20 protein-coding genes are annotated in these 21,875 nt (G+C 74.2%); 11 read left to right on the top strand and 9 right to left on the bottom strand.

The window, feature by feature from the left end:
• Positions 1–11 precede the first annotated feature (11 nt).
• Positions 12–2,894: a helix-turn-helix transcriptional regulator gene (locus PKE99_RS14970; RefSeq protein ID WP_037045189.1), complete on the top strand. Its 2,883-nt coding sequence runs from the start codon at positions 12–14 to the stop codon at positions 2,892–2,894.
• 37 nt (positions 2,895–2,931) lie between these two features.
• On the opposite strand, the gene PKE99_RS14965 is transcribed toward PKE99_RS14970, so the two are convergent.
• A complete protein-coding gene (locus PKE99_RS14965; protein WP_271214882.1) occupies positions 2,932–5,247 on the bottom strand; it encodes an adenylate/guanylate cyclase domain-containing protein in 2,316 nt (771 codons plus the stop codon).
• A 43-nt stretch (positions 5,248–5,290) separates the two neighbouring features.
• On the opposite strand from PKE99_RS14965, the gene PKE99_RS14960 reads away from it, so the two are divergent.
• Positions 5,291–6,010, top strand: a complete 720-nt coding sequence (locus PKE99_RS14960; protein WP_037045382.1) for an alpha/beta fold hydrolase — start codon at positions 5,291–5,293, stop codon at positions 6,008–6,010.
• On the opposite strand, the gene PKE99_RS14955 is transcribed toward PKE99_RS14960, so the two are convergent.
• Genes PKE99_RS14955 through PKE99_RS14945 form a run of 3 tightly spaced genes read right to left on the bottom strand, consistent with a single transcriptional unit; the run spans position 6,007 to position 9,528 of the window.
• Complete coding sequence (locus PKE99_RS14955; protein WP_037045381.1) at positions 6,007–6,819, bottom strand: MaoC/PaaZ C-terminal domain-containing protein; 813 nt, start codon at positions 6,817–6,819, stop codon at positions 6,007–6,009. The genes PKE99_RS14960 and PKE99_RS14955 overlap by 4 nt on opposite strands.
• The gene (locus tag PKE99_RS14950) at positions 6,819–8,183 is read right to left on the bottom strand and encodes a 3-oxoacyl-ACP reductase (RefSeq protein ID WP_051737340.1); all 1,365 of its coding nucleotides are present in this window, start codon (positions 8,181–8,183) and stop codon (positions 6,819–6,821) included. The genes PKE99_RS14955 and PKE99_RS14950 overlap by 1 nt, the downstream gene beginning before the upstream one ends.
• Positions 8,184–8,220: 37 nt before the next feature.
• Positions 8,221–9,528: an acetyl-CoA C-acetyltransferase gene (locus tag PKE99_RS14945; protein WP_037045185.1), complete on the bottom strand. Its 1,308-nt coding sequence runs from the start codon at positions 9,526–9,528 to the stop codon at positions 8,221–8,223.
• 99 nt (positions 9,529–9,627) lie between these two features.
• Between PKE99_RS14945 and PKE99_RS14940 the strand changes: the two genes are divergently transcribed.
• The 4 genes from PKE99_RS14940 (at position 9,628) to PKE99_RS14925 (ending at position 14,326) form a co-directional block, all read left to right on the top strand.
• Positions 9,628–10,335, top strand: a complete 708-nt coding sequence (locus PKE99_RS14940; protein WP_051737339.1) for a TetR family transcriptional regulator — start codon at positions 9,628–9,630, stop codon at positions 10,333–10,335.
• Positions 10,332–12,281 (top strand): acyl-CoA dehydrogenase family protein, encoded by a 1,950-nt coding sequence (locus tag PKE99_RS14935; protein ID WP_051737338.1) that lies wholly within the window; start codon positions 10,332–10,334, stop codon positions 12,279–12,281. The genes PKE99_RS14940 and PKE99_RS14935 overlap by 4 nt, the downstream gene beginning before the upstream one ends.
• Before the next feature lie 177 nt (positions 12,282–12,458).
• Positions 12,459–13,433, top strand: coding sequence for a glycoside hydrolase family 18 protein (locus PKE99_RS14930; RefSeq protein ID WP_063739748.1), 975 nt, complete (start codon positions 12,459–12,461; stop codon positions 13,431–13,433).
• Positions 13,430–14,326 (top strand): hypothetical protein, encoded by an 897-nt coding sequence (locus PKE99_RS14925; RefSeq protein WP_037045183.1) that lies wholly within the window; start codon positions 13,430–13,432, stop codon positions 14,324–14,326. The genes PKE99_RS14930 and PKE99_RS14925 overlap by 4 nt, the downstream gene beginning before the upstream one ends.
• Before the next feature lie 64 nt (positions 14,327–14,390).
• Here the strand turns inward: PKE99_RS14925 and PKE99_RS14920 are convergent, their stop codons facing one another.
• A complete protein-coding gene (locus PKE99_RS14920) occupies positions 14,391–14,744 on the bottom strand; it encodes a tetratricopeptide repeat protein (RefSeq protein WP_051737336.1) in 354 nt (117 codons plus the stop codon).
• Between the two features lie 166 nt (positions 14,745–14,910).
• Here PKE99_RS14920 and PKE99_RS14915 point away from each other — a divergent pair, with 166 nt between their 5' ends.
• The gene (locus tag PKE99_RS14915) at positions 14,911–15,552 is read left to right on the top strand and encodes an HAD-IA family hydrolase (protein WP_037045181.1); all 642 of its coding nucleotides are present in this window, start codon (positions 14,911–14,913) and stop codon (positions 15,550–15,552) included.
• Between the two features lie 42 nt (positions 15,553–15,594).
• Here the strand turns inward: PKE99_RS14915 and PKE99_RS14910 are convergent, their stop codons facing one another.
• The 3 genes from PKE99_RS14910 to PKE99_RS14900 form a co-directional block, all read right to left on the bottom strand.
• Positions 15,595–17,133 carry an acyl-CoA synthetase gene (locus PKE99_RS14910; protein WP_037045180.1) on the bottom strand — a complete coding sequence of 513 codons (1,539 nt, stop codon included), beginning with the start codon at positions 17,131–17,133 and terminating at the stop codon, positions 15,595–15,597.
• 60 nt (positions 17,134–17,193) lie between these two features.
• Positions 17,194–18,801 (bottom strand): acyl-CoA synthetase, encoded by a 1,608-nt coding sequence (locus tag PKE99_RS14905; RefSeq protein ID WP_231498188.1) that lies wholly within the window; start codon positions 18,799–18,801, stop codon positions 17,194–17,196.
• 89 nt (positions 18,802–18,890) lie between these two features.
• Positions 18,891–19,535, bottom strand: coding sequence for a TetR/AcrR family transcriptional regulator (locus tag PKE99_RS14900; protein WP_197040600.1), 645 nt, complete (start codon positions 19,533–19,535; stop codon positions 18,891–18,893).
• A 58-nt stretch (positions 19,536–19,593) separates the two neighbouring features.
• Between PKE99_RS14900 and PKE99_RS14895 the strand changes: the two genes are divergently transcribed.
• A complete protein-coding gene (locus tag PKE99_RS14895; protein WP_037045177.1) occupies positions 19,594–20,010 on the top strand; it encodes a DoxX family membrane protein in 417 nt (138 codons plus the stop codon).
• 38 nt (positions 20,011–20,048) lie between these two features.
• Here PKE99_RS14895 and map read toward each other — a convergent pair whose 3' ends face one another.
• A complete protein-coding gene (gene map, locus PKE99_RS14890; protein WP_037045176.1) occupies positions 20,049–20,849 on the bottom strand; it encodes a type I methionyl aminopeptidase in 801 nt (266 codons plus the stop codon).
• Positions 20,850–20,881: 32 nt separating this feature from the next.
• On the opposite strand from map, the gene PKE99_RS14885 reads away from it, so the two are divergent.
• The 3 genes from PKE99_RS14885 to PKE99_RS14875 all read left to right on the top strand — a co-directional run.
• Positions 20,882–21,142 carry a helix-turn-helix domain-containing protein gene (locus PKE99_RS14885; protein ID WP_037045175.1) on the top strand — a complete coding sequence of 87 codons (261 nt, stop codon included), beginning with the start codon at positions 20,882–20,884 and terminating at the stop codon, positions 21,140–21,142.
• Between the two features lie 7 nt (positions 21,143–21,149).
• Complete coding sequence (locus PKE99_RS14880) at positions 21,150–21,602, top strand: hypothetical protein (RefSeq protein WP_037045174.1); 453 nt, start codon at positions 21,150–21,152, stop codon at positions 21,600–21,602.
• Between the two features lie 63 nt (positions 21,603–21,665).
• The coding region (locus PKE99_RS14875; RefSeq protein WP_156067532.1) for a hypothetical protein at positions 21,666–21,875 on the top strand (210 nt) is incomplete at its 3' end.

Below are 21,875 nucleotides of genomic sequence, written 5' to 3'. Positions count from 1 at the left end.
AAGAGGCCGTTGTGAGTGAGCCTCGGTCGTCCACGCGCGCTTCGCAGAGCGCGCTGCTGGACCGCGAGGCGGACATCGCCGACCTCGACCGGTCGCTGGCGGCCACCGTGGACGACGACGGTGAGGTGCTGCTGATCGAGGGGCCACCCGGGATCGGCAAGTCCCGGCTCCTCGCGGAGCTGCGCCGGAGGGCGCGCGCCCGGGAGTTCACCGTGGTGACCGCGCGCGGCGGCGAGGTCGAGCAAGGGGTGCGGTTCGGGATCGTCCGCCAGTTGCTCGAGGTTCCGCTCGCCTCGGACCGGGGTGCCCGGCGCGAGGAGCTGCTGGCCGGCGCCGCGCGTCTGGCCGAACCGGTCTTCGCTCCGGTCACTCCGGACCAGGACGACGGCGCCACCGCCCACGCGATCCTGCACGGCCTCTACTGGCTGGTCGCGAACCTGGCCGAGCGCGCGCCGCTCGTGCTCTCGGTCGACGACGTGCACTGGGCCGACGAGCCGTCGGTCCGGTTCCTCGTCCACCTCGCGCACCGGTTGGCCGGGATGCCCGTGCTGGTCGCACTGGCCGCCCGGACCGGCACCGAGCGCCGACGACCCGAACTCCGCCCGCTGCTGCTTGAGGCGCGCAGCCCGGTGCTCAGGCCGCGCCCGTTGCAGGCCGCGGCCATCGAGCACCTCGTCGCCGCGGCCCTCGGTCACGAGGCCGCGGCCGTCCTGTCCGTCGCCTGCGAGGAGGCGACCGGCGGCAATCCCTTCCTGTTGACCGAGCTGCTCGGGGAGATCCGGCGCGAGGGCCGGGCGGCAGACGAGATCGAACCTGACGTGATCCGCCGCCTCGGCCCGGACCGGATAGCAGCGGCGCTGCTCCTCCGGGTCGGCCTGCTCGGCGAGTCCGCGCCCGCGCTCGCCCGCGCCGTGGCCGTCCTGGGTGAGCAGGCACACCTGCCCACATGCGCTCGGCTCGCCGGACTCACACCGCGCCTCACGCAGGAGCTCGCCGACGAGCTGGTCTCGCTGGCCGTCCTCGAGCGCGGCGATCCGCTCCGCTTCGTCCACCCGATCGTCCGAGCCGCGATCTACGACGACATACCGACGGCGCAGCGCTCCGAGCTGCACGCTCGCGCGGCCCGGCTCCTGGCCGACCAGCAGGCCGATCCCGAACAGGTGGCCGTGCACCTCCTCGACACCCGGCCGACCGGCGACCCCGGCGTCGTGTCGGCCCTGCGGGAGGCGGCGCGGCTCGCACTGGCCGGCGGCGCCCCCGACACGGCGGCCGTGCTGCTGCAGAGGGCGTTGGACGAGCCACCGGAGGAACGGGAAGGGCCGTCGATCCGGTTCGAGCTCGGCCACGCCGAGCACGAGCTCGGTCGGCTCACCGCGCGCGACCACCTGCTCCAGGCTGCGATCGCGACCGACGACCCGGTCGTCCGGGCCCGCGCCCTGATCGAGCTCGCGGTCGACACGCAGTCCGACCCCGCGCGGCAGCGGTCGCAGCTGGAGCTCTACGAGCGATCGGCACGCGAAGTCGCCGACCTCGACCGGGAGCTGGCACTGCAACTGCAGGCCGCCCGCCTCGGTGCACTGCTGTTCAACCCCGACCACCCGACACGGTTCGAGGACGAGGCCGACAAGTACGGGGACCTGCCCGGTCAGACCCCGGCGGAGTGCTTGCTGCTGTCCTTCGCCGCACGACGGCTGCTGGCTCGCGGCGAGCGCCTGCAACTCGTGGGCGAGGTGGCCGAGCGCGCGGCCGCCCACCCCGCGATCACCACTCACCGGGTCAACTTCTGGCGGTTGAACATCACCGTGTGCCTGATCGAGGCCGAGCGCTTCGACACGGCAGAGCAGATCCTCACCCGAGCGCTCGGGCGCGCTCAGACCATGGGCTCGCCCTTCGGCATCGCAGGGGTGTCGTGGCTGCGGGGCCTGGTGCGGCATGCCCGCGGCGACCTGCGCGGAGCCGAGGTCGACGGCCGTGCGGCGTTGGACGCGGCGACCCCGAACACCCGCGTGCGCGCCGCGTCATGGTCCATCCCCCTGGTTCGCGCTCTGACCGACTCGGGGCGGACGGCAGAGGCCGGAGCCGTGCTCGCCGAACACGACCTCGACGGGGAGTTGCCACGGATCCTGCCGATGGGGCTGATCCTGCTCGCTCGCGCCCGACTTCATGCGACCACCGGGGATCTCCAGGCGGCCCGCGCCGACCTCGAGGAACTCCAGCGTCGCAGTAGCGTGTTCCGCGGCCTCTCGCCGTTGATCACTTTCGAGGCTCCGCTCGCGCTGGTATCGGTGCGCAGGGCCCTGGGCGACGTCCGCGGCGCCGGCGCCCTGGCGGAGCAGACCCTCCGCGTCGCCTCGCAGGCAGGCTCGTCCCGAGCGGTCGGCGCCGCACTGCGCGAGTCAGGGCTCGTGACCGGCGGCCCGGAGGGACTCGACCTGCTGCAACGGTCGGTGGCCACGCTGCGCTCCTCCCCGGGGCTGCTCTGGCGGGCCGAGGCGCTCGTCGACCTCGGCGCCGCCCTGCGCCGCCGCGGCTCCCGGACGGATGCCTGCGACGTCCTCCGCGAGGGGCTCGACCTCGCCCACCGGTGCGGAGCCGTCCCCCTGGCAGACCGTGCGGTCGACGAGCTACGGGCCGCCGGCGCCCGACCCCGCCGACGAGTCGCGACCGGAGCGGACGCGCTCACGGCGAGCGAGCGCCGGGTCGCCGAGCAGGCCGCCGCGGGCATGACCAACAAGCAGATCGCCCAGGCGCTCTTCGTCACCCTGCGCACCGTCGAGATGCACCTGTCCAACGTGTACGCGAAGCTCGCGATCACCTCCCGCGAGGACCTGTCGGCGGCCTTCGGCTCCCGCAGCGCTAACACTTCGGCCGATCCTTCGGGCGGCGCGCCGTAGCCGCCGATCCCCGGCGGCCCGAACCTGGATGCGTGGATCAGGGAACGCAGCCGTCGCCGAGGCGATCGTCCTCGGCCCCGCGGACCCTCTGGCTCGAGGTCTCATCAGCAGCCGGCCCCATCACCGGTGTGCTCGGCGACGACCGAGGGCAGTGGGCGTTCCACGGCTGGCTCGAGCTGGCCGCCGCCCTGCAGACCGCGCTGGCGAGGCTCGACGAGAGGTCCTCGGCAGATGCGGGATCCACCGAGTCCGAGTGATCACGCGTCGTCGCGAGTCGACGCGCAACACCTCGAAGGAGGATCCGATGAGTGCACCCGAGGCGACCGCCAGGACTGCGCCACCGCGCACCGTGACTGTCCAGATCATCAATGCCGACACCAACGTTCGCACCGGCGTCAGCACGCGTGGACCGAACATCATCCAGACCATCCAGAAGGGCAAGGTCGAGGCGCTCTGCCAGTGCACCGGCCAGGACGTCAGCCAGAACAACAACAAGGTCTTCAACTACTGGTGGGTCTGCATCGTCCTTCCGAACGGCCGGACGGGCTGGGTCAGCGCAACGAACGTCAAGGGCGGCGTCAACAACGGGCCGATCCCCGAAGTACCCCAGCATCCGACCGTCAACGTCTGCAGCTGAACGGCCGATCCGATCGCAGTCCGGCCAGAATCCGAGCCCTTCGCCTCCGGTGGGGTGCGACGGACGGTGCCGGCCCTGAGCTCCGCCCGGTGATGCCGGTCGGCTCCCGTGTGGTGCGGGCCCTACTGTCGCCCGGGGCCCGCACCACACCCAGCCCCGTGAGTGCCGACTGCCCCTAGAGGGGCAGTCGGCACTCACGACCGCCTTCGAGCTGCGGGAACGCGGGACGGCGATGTCCGTGGGCACGCCGCGCCCGCGCAACACCACGGGCTCGCCGAGCTCCCAGCGGCGTGCCTCCTCGGGGTCGGCGAGGGCGACCGCCGCGCCCGACGCCGCGATCCCGCCGCGGGACTTGGCGAGATCGGTGAGCCGCGCGGCCTCGTTCACCGGGTCGCCGATCACCGTGTACTCGTAGCGCCGCGGGTCGCCGACGTTTCCCGCGACGGCGTCGCCCGCGGACACGCCGATCCCCGCCGCGAGCTCCGGCATCTCGTCCGCGAGCCGCTCGCGCAGCTTCCGCGCGGCCGCCAGGGCGCAGCCGGCCGGGTCGTCGATGGTCACCGGCGCGCCGAACACGGCCAGCGCGGCGTCGCCCTCGAACTTGTTGATCCAGCCGCCGTGCTCCTCCACCACGCCGACGACGACCGCGAAGAACCCGTTGAGCACCCCGACGACCTCGGCGGGCGGCCGCTCCGTGGCCATCGCGGTGGAGCCGACGAGGTCGACGAACAGCACCGCGACCCGACGGACCTCGCCGCCGAGCTCGGCGTCGTCGGACGCGGCGGCGGCGCGGGCGACGTCCTGCCCGACGTGCCGGCCGAACAGGTCCCGGATCCGCTCCCGCTCCCGCAGGCCCTCGACCATCGTGTTGAACCCGGCCTGCAGCCGGCCGAGCTCGGTGTGGTCGTAGACGGGGACGGAGACGTCGAGCTCGCCCTTCTCCACCCGCTGCATCGCGCGCCGCACCGCGATCACCGGGTCCGCGGTGGACCGGGCGGAGCCGATGGTGGTGAGCAGCCCGGCGAAGAGCGCGGCGCCGCCGATGCCGAGGATCATCACGGCCAGCCGGTCGACGGTGACGTCCTGGAACACCAGGGCCGTGGTCCCGGCCAGGAGCAGGCCGAACACCGGGACCGCCGTGCCGAGCGCCCAGAACAGGATGGGCCGCAGCAGCACGCCCGGGAGCGCCCGGCTGCGCGGCGGCACCCCGGCCAGCACCACGGACGCCGGCCCGCGCAGGATCCGCTCGCCCAGCAGGTAGGACAGCGAGCAGGTGGCGATCCCGCCGATGGTGATCGTGGCCGCGACCGAGAAGGCGAGCCGGGCGGAGAACTGCAGGTTGAGCAGCCCGAACAGCACCACGGCGCCGGCCCAGAGGAAGGCCAGCACCACCACGAGCCGCAGCGGGCCGTAGAGCACGAGGCGCCGCGCGCGCCGAGCCGGGTCGACGCGGGCGCCGCGGCCGCGGAGCCGGAACAGCGCCCGCCCGACGGCCAGCCCCACCGGCGTGACGACGACCAGGTACCCCGCGAACACCGCGATGTTGACGAGCCGGACCTGCCCGGGGTCGGCGACCCGCCCGTCCGGCACGACCCACGCGGCGAGCACGAACACCACGGCCGCCCCGCCGAAGTTCGCGAGGACCACCGCGACGCTGAGCAGCAGCCGGAGCGGCAGCCCCAGCACGAAGCCGCCGGGCCGCAGACGGTCCGCCATGGGCGGAGTCTAGGCCGAACGGGTGTCGGCCATGCTGGGGGACATGACGGAGCTGGAGGTCAGGCGCGGCGGCACCCGTGGGCCCGCCGTGCTGCTGCTGCACGGGCTCGGGGCGACCGGCCGGGTGTGGGACGGGATGGCCGGCGCCCTCGGCGACCGGGCGTGGGTCGCGCCGGACCTGCCCGGCCACGGCCGGTCCGCGCCGCTGCCCGAGTACACGTTCGCGGCCGTCGCGGAGGCGGTGGCCCCGCTGGTCGACCCCGCGGGGACGGTCGTGCTCGGCCACTCGTTCGGCGGCGTCGTCGCCCTGCACCTCGCGGGTCGGCCCGGCGTGCGCGCGGTGGTCGGGCTGGGGATCAAGGTGGTGTGGACGGCCGACGAGCTGGCCCGCGCCGCCGCGCTGGCCGCCCGCGCCCCGGCGGAGTTCGGCACCCGCGAGGAGGCCGTGGCCCGGCACCTGCGCGTCGCCGGGCTCGACGGCCTGGTCGACCCGGCCGACCCCGCGCTCGACGGCGCGGTCGTCCGGACCGGCGAGAACTGGCGGACCGCCCTCGACCCGAGGGCCTTCGGCGTCGGGGATCCGCAGATGGCGGCCCTGCTGGCCGCCGCCCCGGTGCCGGTGGTGCTGGCCCGGGGCGAGCACGATCCGATGGTCACGGCGGACCAGCTGGCCGCACTCGTCCCGGCGCCCGTCGACCTCCCGGGCCTCGGTCACAACGCGCACGTCGAGGTCCCGGAGGCGCTGCTCCCGCTCCTCGGTTAGCGGACCGTCCCGACCAGGTGCACCGCGCCCTTCCGGTTGCGGACGGCCAGGTCCCAGCCCTCCTTCGCCTGCTCGGTCACCAGCTCCACGGTCGACGGCAGGAGGAGCGGCTTGCGGAAGCCGACCTCGTAGGTCGCGGCGTCGGGGATCCGGCCCTGCAGTGCGGCGAGGGCCCGCGCCGCCGTCCACATCCCGTGGGCGATCGCCCGCGGGAACCCGAAGGCCTTGGCCGTGACCGGGTTCAGGTGGATCGGGTTCACGTCCCCGCTGACCGCGGCGTAGCGCCGGCCGGTGTCCGCCGGCACCCGCCAGACCGCCGCGGCGGGACCGTCGACCTCGGGCAGGTCGGGCAGCTCGCCCGCGAGCCCGGTCGGGGCCTGCGCGCCGCGGGCCAGGTAGGTGCTGCGCCCGTCCCAGACCCGGTCGCCGCCGACCGACACCTCGGCCACCAGGTCCACCTGCGCCCCACGCGGGTGCGCGGCGAACCGCTCGGCCCGCACCCGGAGGTCGAGCTGCTCGCCGAGCGCGACCGCCCGGTGCACCGTGATCCGGTTCGCGACGTGCACGAGCCCCGGCAGCGGCAACGGGAAGGACCGCGCGGCCATCAGCTCGATCTGCAGCGGGAACGCCAGGACGTGCGGGAACGTGGGCGGCAGCCGGTCGCCGAGCGGGAACCCGCACACCCGCGCGTAGTCCGCGAGGTGCCCGACCTCCGGCGTGACCGACCGCTCGAGGACGGTCCCCGGCAACGACCGCGCGCGCCCGGGCAGGACCGCGCCGACGGCCGCCTTCGCGTACAGGCCGATCATCACGCCCCCAGCATCGACTGGCCGCACACCCGCACGACGTGCCCGTTGACCCCGCCGGACTCGGCCTGGCCCAGCCAGCCGATCGTCTCGGCGACGTCGACCGGCAGACCACCCTGGCGCAGCGAGTTGACCCGCCGCCCGGCCTCCCGGGTGCCGACGGGCATCCTCGCGGTCATCTCGGTCTCGATGAAGCCGGGCGCGACCGCGTTGATCGTCACCCCCCGCTCCGCGACGACCGGGGCGAGCGCGCGCACCATGCCGATGATCCCGGCCTTGGACGCCACGTAGTTCGCCTGCCCGCGGTTGCCCCCGATGCCGCTCTGCGAGGACACGCAGACGATCCGGGAGCCGTCCTGCAGCAGCGTGCCGTCGGCCAGCAGCGCCTCGGTGATCCGCAGCTGGGCGCGCAGGTTCACGTTCAGCACCGCGTTCCAGCGGTCCGGGTCCATGTTGGCCAGCAACTTGTCCCGGGTGATGCCGGCGTTGTGCACCAGCAGGTCCACCCGGCCGTGGCGCTGCGTCAGGTGGGCGACCAGCCGCTCCGGGGCGTCGACGGCGGTGATGTCGAGCTGCAGCGCCGTGCCGCCGGTCCGGTTGGCCACCTTCGCCAGGTTCTCCCCGGCCGCCGGGACGTCGACGACGACGAGCGTGGCCCCGTCGCGGGCGAGGGTGTCGGCGATCGCCGCGCCGATGCCGCGGGCCGCGCCCGTGACCACGGCGACGCGCCCGGCCAACGGCTTCTCCGGCGCCGTCGGGCTGTCCATCGCGGCCGGGTCCCGCGGCGAGCCGACCGGCACCCCGACCCGGACGACCTGCCCGTCGACGTAGGCCGAGCGGGCGGACAGGAAGAACCGCACCGAGCTGTCGACGGCTGCGGGCGGCGCGTCGGCCGCCACGACCAGCAGGTTCGCGGTCGCGCCCGCCCGCAGCTCCTTGGCGATGGTGCGGACCAGGCCGTCGAGCGCCTGGGCGGTGGCGGCGGCCTCGACGCCGGACCTCGCCGACGCCTCCGCCGGCTCCGGGCCGAGCAGCAGCAGCCGCCCGGACGGGGCCAGCTTCCGCACGGCCGGGGTGAGGATCGCCCGGGCCGCGGCGAGGTCGTCGAGCGCGACGGCCGCCGTCAGGTCGACGACGACCGCGGCGAGCTTCTGGTCCCCCACCTCGTCGACCACGTGCTGGCCGGACTCCTCGACCAGCGCGGCGATCGGCTTCGCGAAGCGACCGGCACCGACCGAGGTGACGAGCGCGGGTCCGGGCAGGAGCGCCTGACCGGGCTCGTAACGGCGCAGCAGCGGTACCCGCGGGACCCCGAGCCGCCCGGCGAGCGCGGTGTTGGACAGGTCGCGAAATCGGTCCGTGCTCATGTCTCCTCCGCGGGAGTGAGTGCGTCGTCGGTGCTCGTCACGCCGCCTCCAGGATCGCGACCACGCCCTGGCCGCCGGCGGCGCAGATCGAGATCAGGCCCCGGGCCTTCCGCCCGCCCTCGCCGGTGCCCTTCTCGTGCACCAGCTTCGCCAGCGTGGCGACGATCCGGCCGCCGGTCGCGGCGAACGGGTGCCCGGCCGCGAGCGACGAGCCCGTGACGTTGAGCCGCGATCGGTCGATCGGCCCGAGCGGGGCGTCGAGGCCGAGCCGGTCCTTGGCGAACTCGACGTCCTCCCAGGCCTTGAGGGTGGCGAGCACCGTGGAGGCGAAGGCCTCGTGGATCTCGTAGAAGTCGAAGTCCTGCAGGGTGAGGCCGTTGCGCTCGAGCAGCCGCGGCACGGCGTAGACGGGGGCGGTGAGCAGCCCGTCGCGCCCGTGCACGTAGTCCACGGCGGCGGTCTCGGCGTCGACGAAGTGGGCCAGCACCGGCAGCTTGTGCTCGGCCGCCCACTCGTCCGAACCGAGCAGGGCCAGCGCGGCGCCGTCCGTCAGCGGGGTCGAGTTGCCCGCGGTCATGGTGGCCTCGTCGCCGAGCTGCTTCCCGAACACCGGCCCGAGCTTCGCCAGCTTCTCGACCGACGAGTCCGGGCGGAGGTTGTCGTCGCGGGTCAGGCCCAGGTACGGGGTGACGAGGTCGTCGAGGAAGCCGCGCTCGTAGGCGGCGGCGAGGTTGCGGTGGCTGGCGGCCGCCAGCTCGTCCTGCGCCTCGCGCGAGACGCCCCACTCCTTCGCGGTGATCGCCGCGTGCTCGCCCATGGACAGGCCGGTGCGCGGCTCGGAGTTGCGCGGGATGTCCGGCACGATCTGTCCCGGCCGGAGCTTGGCCAGCAGCTTCAGCCGCTGCTGCACCGTCTTCGCGCCGTTGATCGCGACGAGCACCTTGCGCAGGTCCTCGTTCACGGCGATCGGCGCGTCGCTCGCCGTGTCGACCCCGCCTGCGACCCCGCTCTCGATCTGACCCAGCGCGATCTTGTTCGCCACCAGGATCGCGGCCTCCAGGCCCGTCCCGCAGGCCTGCTGGACGTCGTAGGCCGGGGTGGACGGCGCGAGCCGCGAGCCGAGCACCGCCTCGCGGGTGAGGTTGAAGTCGCGCGAGTGCTTGAGCACGGCACCGGCGACCACCTCGCCCAGCCGCTCGCCGGCCAGCCCGAACCGGGCCACCAGGCCGTCGAGCGTGGTCGTGAGCATGTCGAGGTTGGACGCACGGGCGTAGCGCCCGTTGGCGCGCGCGAACGGGATCCGGTTGCCCCCGATGACGGCGGCGCGCCGCGGTGTGGACTGCATGGCGTTCCCTCCTGTGCGGATGAGCCCTGCGGTGGTCGCGGTGGTATCGGTATTACCCGCGAGTAGCCAGAACTCACAGTACCGGGTACCGTCGGTTCCATGAAGCCGGAGGCGAAGCTCGCGGAGCCGACCCTCGATCCGACCCGTGACCGGCGCGACTCCCGGTGGGACGCCCACCGCGAGCAGCGTCGTGCCGAGCTCGTCGGTACCACCGTCGCGGCGATCCGGCAGCACGGGGCCGGCGTGGGGATGGACGAGATCGCCGCCGCCGCGGGCACCTCGAAGACCGCGGTCTACCGGCACTTCCGGGACCGCACGGGGCTGTACGCCGCGGTGTGCGAGGCGGTCGCGCGCGTGCTCACGGGGCAGATCCGGCGCGCCACCGACCGGGCACTGGCCGAGGGCGCGGGCCCGCACGCCGCCGTCGCCGCGGGGATCGACGCCTACCTCCGGCTCATCGAGTCCGACCGCGAGGTGTACCGGTTCGTGGTACACCGCCCGCTCCTCGGCGCCGCCGTCGCCGGTGCCGACCCCGTCACCGACCTGGTCACCGTGATCGGCGACCAGGTGGCCGCGGTGATCGAGACCCACCTGCCCGGCGCCCCCGCCGCGCGCACCTGGGGGCACGCGCTCGTCGGCATGGTCCGCGGGGCCGCGGACGACTGGCTCGCCCGCCCCACCGGCACCACCCGCGACGAGCTCACCGCCCGTCTCACCGACCTCGCCTGGTCCGGGCTCGCCGGCCTGGCGACCACACCGACTGCAGCTCGCGACGCGAGCACCAGCACAGCAGGAGGCACCGCATGACCCCGTCCGTGGACGCGCTCCGCACGACGCTCGACGGCCGCTGGGCCGACGTCCGGAGCTCGGTCCGGGAGCAGATGTCCCGGTTCCGCCCGGCCGACCCGGACCTGTCGACCGAGGAGTACCGTGCCAAGATCCTGGAGCTGGTGCGCGAGCTCGCCGAGACCGGCCAGCCGCACACCGGGTTCTCACCCGAGTACGGCGGCAAGGGGGACGTCGGCGGCGTCGTCACCGCCTTCCAGGCCCTCGGCTACGGCGACCTGTCGCTGCTGGTCAAGGCCGGTGTCCAATGGGGCCTGTTCGGCGGCGCCGTGCAGGTGCTCGGCACCGAGCGGCACCACGAGCGGTACCTGCGGCAGATCATGGACGGCGAGCTGCTCGGCTGTTTCGCGATGACCGAGACCGGGCACGGGTCGGACGTCCAGCACCTGCGCACCACGGCCACCTACGACCCGGTCGCCGAGGAGTTCGTGATCGACACCCCGGAGCCGGGGGCGCGCAAGGACTACATCGGCAACGCGGCGCGCGACGGCCGCATGGCCGTCGTGTTCGCCCAGCTCGTCACCCGCGGGGAGACCCACGGCGTGCACGCCTTCCTCGTCCCGATCCGGGACGACGCCGGCGCCGCGACACCCGGCGTCGAGATCGGCGACTGCGGGCACAAGGCCGGGCTCAACGGCGTCGACAACGGCCGGCTGACCTTCCGCTCCGTGCGGGTGCCGCGCGAGGCCCTGCTCAACCGGTTCGCCGACGTCTCGCCGGACGGCACCTACTCCAGCTCGATCGAGAACGAGGGCCGCCGCTTCTTCACCATGCTCGGCACGCTCGTCCGCGGGCGGATCAGCGTGGCGGGCGGCGCCGGCAGCGCGTCCCAGAAGGCGCTGACCCTGGCGATCCGCTACGGCGAGCGCCGGCGGCAGTTCGCCGACCCGGGCACCGGGCAGGAGACCGCGATCCTCGACTACCGCGCCCACCAGCGGAAGCTGCTGCCGGCGCTGGCCACCACCTACGCGCTGCAGTTCGCGCAGGACGACCTGGTCGCCGAGATGCACCGGCTGCAGGCGCCCCAGACCGATCGGCAGGGTGCGGAGCCGGACGAGAAGGCGCAGCGGGATCTGGAGAGCCGGGCCGCGGGCGTCAAGGCGATCGGTACCTGGCACGCCACCCGCACCATCCAGACCTGCCGCGAGGCGTGCGGCGGCGCCGGCTACCTCTCCGAGAACCTGCTGCCGCAGCTCAAGGCGGACACGGACGTCTTCACCACCTTCGAGGGCGACAACACCGTCCTGCTCCAGCTGCTCGCCAAGAACCTGCTGGCGGACTACGGCAGGAGCGTCCAGAAGCTCTCGCCGCTCGGGCTGGCCCGGTTCGTCGGCGGCCAGGCGCTCGACGCGGCCGCCGAGAAGACCGGCGTCAACAAGCTGCCCCACCGGCTCCCGGGCCGGGGCTTCCACCCGCGGGACCGCGCCGAGCAGCGCCGGCTCCTGGCGGACCGGGCCGAGCACCTGCTCGCCGGGGTCGCGCGGCGGCTGCGCCCGGCGCTGAAGAAGGGCGCCGACCAGTTCACGATCTTCAACGCCGCACAGGACCACCTGCTCGACGCCGCCCGCGCGCACGTCGACGTCCTCGTGTTCGACGCGTTCGTCGCAGGGATCGAGCGGGCCGCCGACCCGGCGGTGAAGGCGCTGCTGGAGACGGTGTGCGACCTGCACGCGCTCGCGACGATCGAGCGGGACCGCGCCTGGTACCTCGAGCACGGCCGGCTCACGGCGGCCGAGACCCGCGGCGTCGTCGCCGCCGTGAACGAGCTGTGCGGCTCGCTGCGCCCGCACGCCCGGCTGCTGGTCGACGCCTTCGGCATTCCCGAGGGCTGGATCGCCTGCCCGCTGCTGGAGGACCCGGCCGCGGAGAGCGGCGCGACGGCGTCGGTGCCGGAGATGGTGGGCTGACCCCTGCCGGGGGTTGAGTCACTGGGCTGAGAGTCACACGTCGTTCGACCCCGTAACGGTCCTCGTCACTCTTTCGATGGACGGTTAGCGCGGCGGTTGCGCCCGCGCGGCACCCCGACGCCGCGCGGAGTAGCCGTCGCTCGCTCCCTGTTGGTCCATCCGGTGGAGGACGCGCCGATGCGGCGATCCCGCGTGCGGTGGCGGCCGGTCGCGCTGCTCGCGCTGCCGCTCGCCCTCGGCGCCGTGCTGCTCGCGTGCGCCGCGCCCACCGCGGACCCGGCTACCGCACCGCAGAAGGCGGCGCCCGAGGTGCTGCCGTACGTCGACGTCTCGCTGCGGCCCTCGCCGTTGCCGGACATGGTCGCGCAGACCGGCATCCGCTCGGCGGTCCTCGCGTTCGTGCTGTCCGCCGACGGCCGCTGCACGCCCTCGTGGGGCGGCCAGACCCCGATCACCGATCCCGTGGTGGTCGAGGCGGCCCGGTCGCTCGAGCAGGTCACGGTGGCGACCGGCGGCGCGACCGGCACCTACCTGGAGAACGCCTGCCCGACCCCCGAGACGCTGGCCGGGGCGTACCGCACCGCGCTCGCGTCCGTCGGCGCCACGCGGCTCGACGTCGACGTGGAGACGGGGGTCGACGCCGAGAAGGTCGCGAGCGCGCTCGCGCTGCTCACGGGCGTCGACGTCACGCTGACCCTGCCGGTGCACGACGCCGCACAGGGCCTCACCGCCGCCGCGCTCGACCTGGTCCGCACCGTCGACGCGCACGGCGTCGACGCCCGGGTCAACGCGATGGTCATGAACTTCCCCGACGAGGGCGACTGGTCGGGAGCGATGCTCCGGGCCACGGACACGATCGTCGGGCAGCTGGACCGCGCCCCGTCGCGGGTCGGCGTCACCCTCATGCTCGGCCGGACCGACACGGGTCCGGTCACCACCCTCGCCGACGCCGCGGGCGTCGCCGGGGTCGCCCGGGACCGCGGCATCGGCGCCGTCGGCCTGTGGTCCGTGGGACGCGACAACGGCGATTGCCCCGGCAACGCCACCGCGTCCTACGCGTGCAGCGGGATCGCACAGACCCGCTTCGCCTTCATCCGGACAATCCGCGACGTGAGCGCGGGCCTCGCTCCCCCGGAGGACGTGACCCCATGATCGACGACGAGACGCGCGCCCTGCGCTCCGTCCCGGCTCCCCGCCGTCCCCTCGACGACGTCGACGACGCGCCGCTGGGCTCCCCGGCCCCGCCCCTCGGCTCGCCCGGGTGGCCGGGCTCCGGGCGGACCGCGCCGTGGGCCGAGGACGCGACGCAGGTCGGCGGCGGTCCGGGGTGGGACCAGGACGCCACGCGGGTCGGGCAGTGGGACGACGACGCGACCCGGGTCGGCGGCTGGGACGACGACGCGACCCGGGTCGGCGGGATGTCGGCGGCCCGGGACGCCCCGGGGACGGAGGCCGGCGCCGGCCTGCCCGCGATCGACGCGACCACAGCGATCTCGGCACGGCGCCGGGCGGAGCTGGCGGCCGAGTCGCCGATCGACGCCACCGCCGCCATCGCGTCGGTGCGCCCGGTGTTCGTCGACGAGCGCGGCCGCCGCACCCGCGGCATCAAGTTCGGTGTCTACAGCGTGGTCGCGGTGTGCATCGTGTTCCTCGCGGTCGTCGGGATCAGCCTCGCCGCGGGCAACCGGGGCCCGCTCATGGAGATCCCGCTGCTCGGGGGCGCCAGCTCCGCCGAGGCCAGCGACACGGTCAACACGGACGAGATCGCCCCGCCGCCGGAGCCGGTGGTGGAGGAGGCGGCCGCGCCCACCACCGCCGCCAAGCCCGCCGCCACGACCACCCGCGCCCCCGCCGCCCCGGTCGTCGCCCCCGCCGCGCCGGCCACCACGACGGTCGCCCCCACCACGACGGTCGCCCCCGCGCCGACCACCACGGTGCCCCCGACCACGACCCGGACGCGACCGACTCGCTCGACGACGCCTGAGACCCCTGCTCAGGACACCGACGTGGCTCAGGCCCCGATCGCCGCCCCGATCACCAACTGAGGAGCGAACGGCGCTCTCGTTCACCAAGAGTGAGCGGGAGCGCCGTTCGTTCGGTGCGGGACGATCAGCTCGCCACGCGCGCGGCACAGGCGTCGCGGTCCCCGGCGTAGGCGGGGTCCTGGGCGGCGGCCAGCCGCAGGTGCGGCAGGGCGTCGGCGTGCCGGCTCTGCCGCTGCAGCGTGCGGCCGAGCAGGTACCGGGCGTACGGGTCGCTCGGCGCGAGCTCGACGGCCCGGGCCAAGGTCTCCTCGGCCCGGCGCAGCTGCGCGGACCGGTAGTACGCCCGCCCGAGCAGCAGGGCACCGGCCGCGGTGTCGCGCAGCTCGTCGACCAGCGGCGCCAGCAGCTCGAGGGCCTCCAGCGGCCGACCGGCCTCGAGGCTCCCCTCGGCCAGGCGGTAGATCAGTGCGTTCTCCATCGCAGCCTCCCTTCACGCTGACCCAACCCGATACCCCCTCCCCCTATTTCGAGGGCCTGGAGCCGTGATCATCAGGAGCTCACGGCTCGCGCGGCGGCCGGATCCGACCCTCAGCTCCTTCTCGACGTCCGCCCGCCTGGGCATCCACCCCGGATACCGTGCGGGCATGGACCTGGACGATCTGCGTGCGGTGCTGTTCGACATGGACGGCACGCTCGTCGACTCCGACGGCGCGGTGGAGCGGGCGTGGCGGACCTGGTCGGCGGAGTACGGCGCGGATCCGGAGGCCGTGCTGGCGGTGGCGCACGGACGCCCGTCGGCCCCCACCGTCCGCGAGGCCCGGCCCGACCTGGACGAGGCGGGCGTCGCCGCGGCGGCCGCCCGCCAGCTGGAACTGCAGTACACCGACCTCGACGACGTCCGCGAGATCCCCGGCGCCCGCCGCCTGCTCGGCCTGCTCGACGTCCTCGGCCTGCCCTGGGCCGTCGTCACCAGCGCCGACCGCAGACTGACGGACGTCCGGCTGCGCGCCGCGGGCATCACGCCGCCGGAGGTGCTCGTGACCAGCGGGGACATCTCCGCGGGCAAGCCGGACCCGGAGGGCTACCTCCGCGCGGCCAAGGCCCTCGGCGTCGACCCCGCCGAGTGTCTGGTCGTCGAGGACACCGAGCCCGGCCTCGCCGCCGGCTGGGCCGCCGGCGCCCGCACCGCCGCGCTGCGCGGCCTGCGCGGCGACCTCTCCCTGACCGGCCTCGACGACCTGGCCGACCTGCTCAGCGAGTGGGTCCCACCCCTGCCGCCGTCGTGAGTGGCGATAGTCGCCAGAGCGACTATCGCCACTCACAGCAGGTCAGCGGTACCGCTCCACGATCCGCCGCTTGACGAGCTTGCCGGTGGGCGTGCGGGGCAGGGAGTCGGTGAAGTCCACCGAGCGCGGGCACTTGTAGTGCGCGATCCGGCCCCGGACGAACTCGAGGATCTCCTTCTCGAGCTCCGGGCCGGGCACCGCACCCTCGGCGGTCTCGACGACGGCCTTGACCTGCTCGCCCATCTCCTCGTCCGGGATCCCGATCACGCCGACGTCCCGCACCGCGGGGTGCAGGGCCAGCGCGTCCTCGATCTCCTGCGGGTAGATGTTCACCCCGCCCGAAATGATCATGAACGCCTTGCGGTCGGTGAGGTAGAGCCAGCCGTCCTCGTCGACGTACCCGAGGTCACCGGTGGTGGCCCAGTTCGGGTGGTCCGGGTGCCGCGAGTCCGCGGTCTTGTCCTCGTCGTGGTGGTAGACGAACAGCGGCCGGTCGGTCTCGAAGTAGACGGTGCCGACCTCGCCCGGGCCGACCTCCTTGCCGTCCTCCCCGCAGATGTGCAGGATCCCGACGGTCGCGCGACCGACCGAGCCGGGGTGCTCCAGCCACTCCTCGGACGTGATCCGGGTCTGCCCGGGGGACTCGGTGGAGCTGTAGTACTCCTGGAGCACCGGGCCCCACCACTCGATCATCCTGCGCTTGACCTCGACCGGGCACGGCGCCGCCGCGTGCACCGCGACCTTCAGCGAGGACAGGTCGTAGCGTGCGCGGACCTCGTCGTCCAGCTTCAGCAGCCGGACGAACATCGTCGGCACCCACTGGCTGTGCGTGACCCGGTACTTCTCGATGTCCGCGAGCGCCTGCTCCGGCCGGAACCGCTCCGCGATCACCAGCGTGCCGCCGACCGCGTGGGTCATCGACCCGAACCGCAGCGGCGCGGAATGGTACTGCGGCGCGGGCGAGTAGTAGACGGTGTCCCGGTCGAAGCCGTAGACGGGGGCGAAGATCTCCAGCATCCCGTCGCCCGGCTCGTCCACCCGGCGTTCCGGCAGCTCCCGGGTGATCCCCTTCGGACGCCCGGTGGTGCCGGAGGAGTAGAGCATGTCCATGCCGGCCGGCTCGTCGTCGAGCGGATCGGCGGACACGGCGGCCAGCGCCGCCTCGTAGTCCTCGTGGCCGGGGATCGCACCACCGACGGCGAGCCGCCTGCGTACCCGGGGCGTGTCCGCGACGACGCCCTCGGCGATCCCCGGCAGGTTCGCGGAGACCACGAGCACCTGCGCCTCGCAGTCGTCCACGATGTACGCGACCTCGGCGGGCGTGAGGTGGCTGTTCACGGCGGTGACGATCAGGCCGGAGCGCACCGCCGCCCAGTAGGCCTCGAAGACCTCCGGCCGGTTCTCCAGCACGACGGCGACGTGGTCGCCCCGGGTCAGCCCGGCCTCGGCGAAGACCCGGGCCAGCCGGATCGAGCGCTCGTCCAGCTCGCCGTAGGTCTGCACCCGGCCGTCCAGCGGACCGCCGGTCATGATCGTGGCCGGATGCTCCGGCCGCTCCTTCGCCCACGTTCCCGGGTACACGTCAGATCACCGCCGCCGCGCTGCGCATGCCTCCGTTCTAGCTGGCTGAACGATCGTTCGCTAGACCTCGTTTGCCAGCTCGGCGTGCTGTACCCTCAGGTCCTTCTTGAGGATCTTGCCGCTGGGGTTCTTCGGCAGGGACTCGGCGAACACGACGTACTTGGGCCGCTTGTACCCGGCGAGGACCTCGCGGGCGTGCGTGTCGACCTGCTCGCGGGTCAGCTCCACGCCCTGCTTCGGTACGACGACCGCGGTCACCGCCTCGATCCAGTGCGGGTGGCTGATGCCGAACACCGCCACCTCGGCCACCCCGTCGAGCAGGTAGAGGGCCTCCTCGACCTCGCGGGAGGCGACGTTCTCCCCGCCGGTCTTGATCATGTCCTTCTTCCGGTCGACGACGGCGAGGTAGCCGTTGGCGTCGACCACGCCCAGGTCCCCGGAGTGGAACCAGCCGTTCCGGAACGCGGCCGCGGTCTTCTCCTCGTCGTTGTAGTAGCCCAAGGCGGCGTGCGGGGAGCGGTGCACGATCTCGCCGACCTCGCCGGGCGGGACTTCGTTGTCGTTGTCGTCGACCACGCGGGTCTCCACGTTCAACGACGCCCGCCCGGCCGAGCCGGCGTGCGGCAGCTGCTCGTGCGGGCGCAGGATCGTGGCCAGCGGGGACATCTCGGTCTGTCCGTAGAAGTTCCAGAACTGCACGTCGGGCAGCCGCCGGGCCAGCTCGCGCAGCACCTCCACCGGCATCGCCGAGGCGCCGTAGTAGCCCTTGCGCAGGCTGGACAGGTTGCGGGTGTCGAAGTCCGGGTGGCGCAGCAGCGAGATCCACACCGTGGGCGGGCAGAACAGCTTGCTGACCTTCTCCCGCTCGATCGTCTCGAGCAGCCGGGCCGGCTCCGGGCTCGGCAGGATGATCGAGGTGGCGCCCAGGTAGACGTCGACGGAGAAGAAGCAGTCCAGCTGCGCGCAGTGGTACATCGGCAGGGTGTGGACCTCGACGTCGTCGACGCTCATCCCGCCGTCCACGATGCACGACACGTACTGGGAGACCAGCGACTTCGACGACAGCATCACGCCCTTGGGCCGCGACTCGGTGCCCGAGGTGTACATCAGCCGCAGCGGGTCGTCGTCGGCGACCAGCACGTCGGGAGCCTCGGAGGAGCCGGAGTCGATCCAGCCGTCGACGTCCTCCCAGTCCCCGGTCGGAGCCGCGCCCGACAGCGGGATCCAGCCCCGCACCCCGCCGGAGAGCCCGGCGCTCGCGAGCGCCTTCTCCGCCGTGGGAGCGAGCGCGTCCTCGGTGACCATGCCCTTCGCGCCGGAGTGCCCGAGGATGAACGCGATCTCCTCGGCGTTGAGCATGAAGTTCACCGGCACCAGCACCACACCGAGCCGGGCGGTGGCGAACGCGAGCACGGCGAACTGCCACGAGTTGTGCGAGAGCAGGGCCAGCCGGTCGCCCTTCTCCAGGCCCTTCGCGGCCAGGTTGTTCGCGCACCGGTTCACGGCGGCGTCGAACTCGGCGAAGCTCGCCCGGCGCTCGCCCGCGACCACCGCGAGCTTGTCCGGATAGCGCAACGCGGTGCGGCGCAACAGGTCGCCGAGCGAGTGCTGGCGGGCCCGGGCGATCGCCTCGGTGGTCTGCGGGGTGAACTGCGCAACGTCGGACACGCCACGCATCCTGCACGAACGGCCACCCGCCGGACCAGAGCGGGACCGACCGCGCGGTCAGGTCGCCGGGCCGAACCGTCCGCCACCCGTCACTCCACGCAGCCCAGCCGCGCCGCACCGGCACGCATCGACCGCGCCAGGGCCTCCCGGGAGGGTCCGGGCGGCGCCGGGGCCGAGGCGGCGGGGGCGCGCAGCCCGTCGAGCAGGAAGGCGGCGAGCCGTTCCCACGCGTGCGGTGCGGCCTCGGCGGTGCGGTGCACCAGGCCGGCGTTGGCCATGAGCAGCAGCGGCAGGTCCTCGGGCGTCACGTCGGCCCGCAGGTCGCCCGAGCGCTGCGCCCGGTCGACCAGCTCGGCCAGCCCGGCTTCCACCCGCCCGCGCAACGCCTCCAGCTCCGGCTCGGCCGGCACACTCAGCGTGAGCAGGTCGGCGAGGCCCCGGTCCGCGGCCTGCATGCGCAGCACCGTGAGCACGTAGGCCCGGAAGCCGGTCCACGGGTCGGGCTCGGCGAGCGCCTCCTCCGCGGCCCGGGCGAAGTCCGCCAGCCGTTCCGCGAACACCGCCGCGACCAGCGCCCGACGGCTGGGGAAGCGCCGGTACAAGGTGGCGTTGCCGACCCCGGCGCGACGGGCGATCTCGTCGATCGGCGCCTGCAGCCCCTGTTCCCCGAACACCGCGCGGGCCGCCGCGACGAGGGCGCGACGGTTGCGCTCGGCGTCGGCGCGCAGTGTCACGCCGCACACCATAACCGACGAAATGGGGAGCGGTCCCCACTTGTGTTAGCGTCCGGGCATGGCGTTGGCGAAGCTCCGGGAGCTCCCCGGACGGATCAGCAGCGGCGGTTTCGTGCTCCACTCCGGCCTGGAGAAGTGGAAGGCCGGCCCGGAGCAGGCCGCGGGCGTGTACGGCATGGCGACCACCGCCTACCCCTTCCTCAAGCGGGTCCCGCAGGAGCAGTTCGTGAAGGCCCTCGCCGCGGGCGAGATCGCCACCGGCGTCGCCCTGCTCACGCCGTTCATCCCGGCGGCGGTCGGCGGCGCGCTGCTCACGGCGTTCGCGGGCAGCCTGCTCGGCCTCTACGTCCGGATCCCGGGCCTGCGCCGGCCGGGCAGCATCTGGCCGAGCCAGCAGGGCCTGGGCATCGCGAAGGACGTCTGGCTCGCCGGGATCGGCGTCGGCCTGCTCGCCGACGGCGTCACCCGCGACTGACCCACCCCGGGTCGCCGCACTCCGCCCCGACCCGCGCGTCAGGGCAGGGTGAGGATCCGCGGGCCGTTCTCGGTGATCGCGATGGTGTGCTCGGCGTGTGCGGCGCGGCTGCCGTCCGCGGTGCGGATCGTCCAGCCGTCCCGGTCGTGCCGGTAGGAGTCCTTCCCGCCGGCGTGCAGCATCGGCTCGATCGCGATCACCAGCCCGGGGCGCAACCTCAGCCCGCGGCGCGGCTTGGCCTCGTTGGGCACGTGCGGCTCCTCGTGCATCGACCGCCCGACGCCGTGGCCGCCGTGGTCGGCCAGCATCCCGTAACCCGCCCCGCGCGCGACCTGCCCGATCGCGTGCCCGACGTCGCCCATCTGCGCGCCCGGCTGGGCGGCGGCGATGCCGGCCTCGAGGGCCGCCTCGGTGGTCGCGATGAGCTTCTCGTCGCTGGAGGCGGAGCTCGCGGAGCCGACCGCCGACGCCGGGTCCCCGTTCCCGACGACGACGCTGAACGCGGCGTCGGCGCACCAGCCGTCGAGGTGGACGGCGAAGTCGACGCTGAGCAGGTCGCCCTCGCGGAGCTTCGTGCGCGACGGGATCCCGTGGACCACCGCATCGTTCACGCTCACGCAGAGCACGCCCGGGTACGGCCCCGGCGCCCAGCGCGGGTGGTAGCCGCGGAAGCTCGACACCGCCCCGGCCTCGGCGATCATGTCGGAGGCCAGCGCGTCCAGCTCGCTCGGCCGGACACCGGGCGCCGCCCGCTCGCGGACCGCGGCGAGGATGCGGGCGACCACGGACCCGGCGGCGTCGATCGCATCGATCTCCCCGGGCGTCTTCAGCTCGATCACATCGATAACTATACCGGTATTACTATGACGTCATGGTCCGCGTCCCCCTGACCCCCGAGGACCGCGAGCGCGGCGAGCGGCTGGGCGCCCTGCTGCGCGCCGCGCGGGGTGAGCGCAGCATCGGCGACGTCGCCGCGGCCGCGGACATCTCGCCGGAGACGCTGCGCAAGATCGAGACCGGCCGGATCCCCACGCCCGCGTTCTTCACCGTCGCCGCGCTGGCCGCGGAGCTCGGCCTCGGGCTCGACGTGCTGGCCGAGTGCGGCCGCGCGGGCGCCTCCCCGGCGGCCTGAGCCCGGCATGGCGCACGACCCGGCGGTCCTGCTCGCCCGCGTCCGCAAGGCCGCGAAGGGCACTCCGTACACGGTCACCGGCACCGCCGACGGGTTCGAGCTGGTCGCCGAGGTGCTCAGCCCGCCCGGGGCGCGCGGCCGCCGTCGTCCGGAGACCCTCACCCACCGGGTCGCGCTCGACGCGGCCGGCGGCACCTACCGGGTCACCGACACCCGGGTCCCGGTGCCCGGTGCACCCGAGGAGGCCGGCGACCGCCGCTCACTGCTCACCGGCTTCGGCCGGCGACCCGACGCCCCCGAGCAGCCCGGCACGGAGGGCCACCGGATCGTCGACGAGGCCGCCGCGGGTCTGGGCTGGACGCGGGTGCGGTCGCCGTTGGAGCGCCCGGGCGTGGTGCTCGCCGCGCTCCTCGGCTTCTGCGTGCTGCTGCTGGTGGTCGCGCTCGTCCTGCTGCTCTGAGCGTCGATCTAGACTCGGGGAGGCCGGATCCCCACCGGCTCGCACGCTCGCCGGAGGTTCCCCGTGTCCACCACCCCCGAATCCCCCCGTGTCGACGCTCGTGTCGATGCTCGTGTCGATGCGGAGGAGTCCCGCCTGCGGGTGCGGCGGCCGGCCACGCATGCCGCCGGGTGGACGGCGGTGCGGGTGTCGATGGCCCGGGCGCTGCGGCAGATGGGGCCGCTGAAGTCGGCGCGCAACCTGTTGACGCTCAACCAGGTCGACGGGTTCGAC

This window comes from Pseudonocardia halophobica, from assembly GCF_027922425.1.
Classification (GTDB): Bacteria; Actinomycetota; Actinomycetes; order Mycobacteriales; family Pseudonocardiaceae; genus Pseudonocardia; species Pseudonocardia halophobica.
The sequence above is the reverse complement of the archived record's forward strand: the minus strand, read 5'-3'. Positions and strand labels throughout refer to the sequence as shown.

Bases quoted from the DNA above. Each gene is read 5' to 3' on its own strand.
- PKE99_RS14965 (WP_271214882.1), bottom strand. From the start codon at position 5,247: ATGGCGGACCGTCTGCGGCCCGGCGGCTTCGTGCTGGGGCTGCCGCTC.
- PKE99_RS14960 (WP_037045382.1), top strand. From the start codon at position 5,291: ATGACGGAGCTGGAGGTCAGGCGCGGCGGCACCCGTGGGCCCGCCGTG.
- PKE99_RS14955 (WP_037045381.1), bottom strand. From the start codon at position 6,819: ATGATCGGCCTGTACGCGAAGGCGGCCGTCGGCGCGGTCCTGCCCGGG.
- PKE99_RS14950 (WP_051737340.1), bottom strand. From the start codon at position 8,183: ATGAGCACGGACCGATTTCGCGACCTGTCCAACACCGCGCTCGCCGGG.
- PKE99_RS14945 (WP_037045185.1), bottom strand. From the start codon at position 9,528: ATGCAGTCCACACCGCGGCGCGCCGCCGTCATCGGGGGCAACCGGATC.
- PKE99_RS14940 (WP_051737339.1), top strand. From the start codon at position 9,628: ATGAAGCCGGAGGCGAAGCTCGCGGAGCCGACCCTCGATCCGACCCGT.
- PKE99_RS14935 (WP_051737338.1), top strand. From the start codon at position 10,332: ATGACCCCGTCCGTGGACGCGCTCCGCACGACGCTCGACGGCCGCTGG.
- PKE99_RS14930 (WP_063739748.1), top strand. From the start codon at position 12,459: ATGCGGCGATCCCGCGTGCGGTGGCGGCCGGTCGCGCTGCTCGCGCTG.
- PKE99_RS14925 (WP_037045183.1), top strand. From the start codon at position 13,430: ATGATCGACGACGAGACGCGCGCCCTGCGCTCCGTCCCGGCTCCCCGC.
- PKE99_RS14920 (WP_051737336.1), bottom strand. From the start codon at position 14,744: ATGGAGAACGCACTGATCTACCGCCTGGCCGAGGGGAGCCTCGAGGCC.
- PKE99_RS14915 (WP_037045181.1), top strand. From the start codon at position 14,911: ATGGACCTGGACGATCTGCGTGCGGTGCTGTTCGACATGGACGGCACG.
- PKE99_RS14895 (WP_037045177.1), top strand. From the start codon at position 19,594: ATGGCGTTGGCGAAGCTCCGGGAGCTCCCCGGACGGATCAGCAGCGGC.
- PKE99_RS14885 (WP_037045175.1), top strand. From the start codon at position 20,882: ATGGTCCGCGTCCCCCTGACCCCCGAGGACCGCGAGCGCGGCGAGCGG.
- PKE99_RS14880 (WP_037045174.1), top strand. From the start codon at position 21,150: ATGGCGCACGACCCGGCGGTCCTGCTCGCCCGCGTCCGCAAGGCCGCG.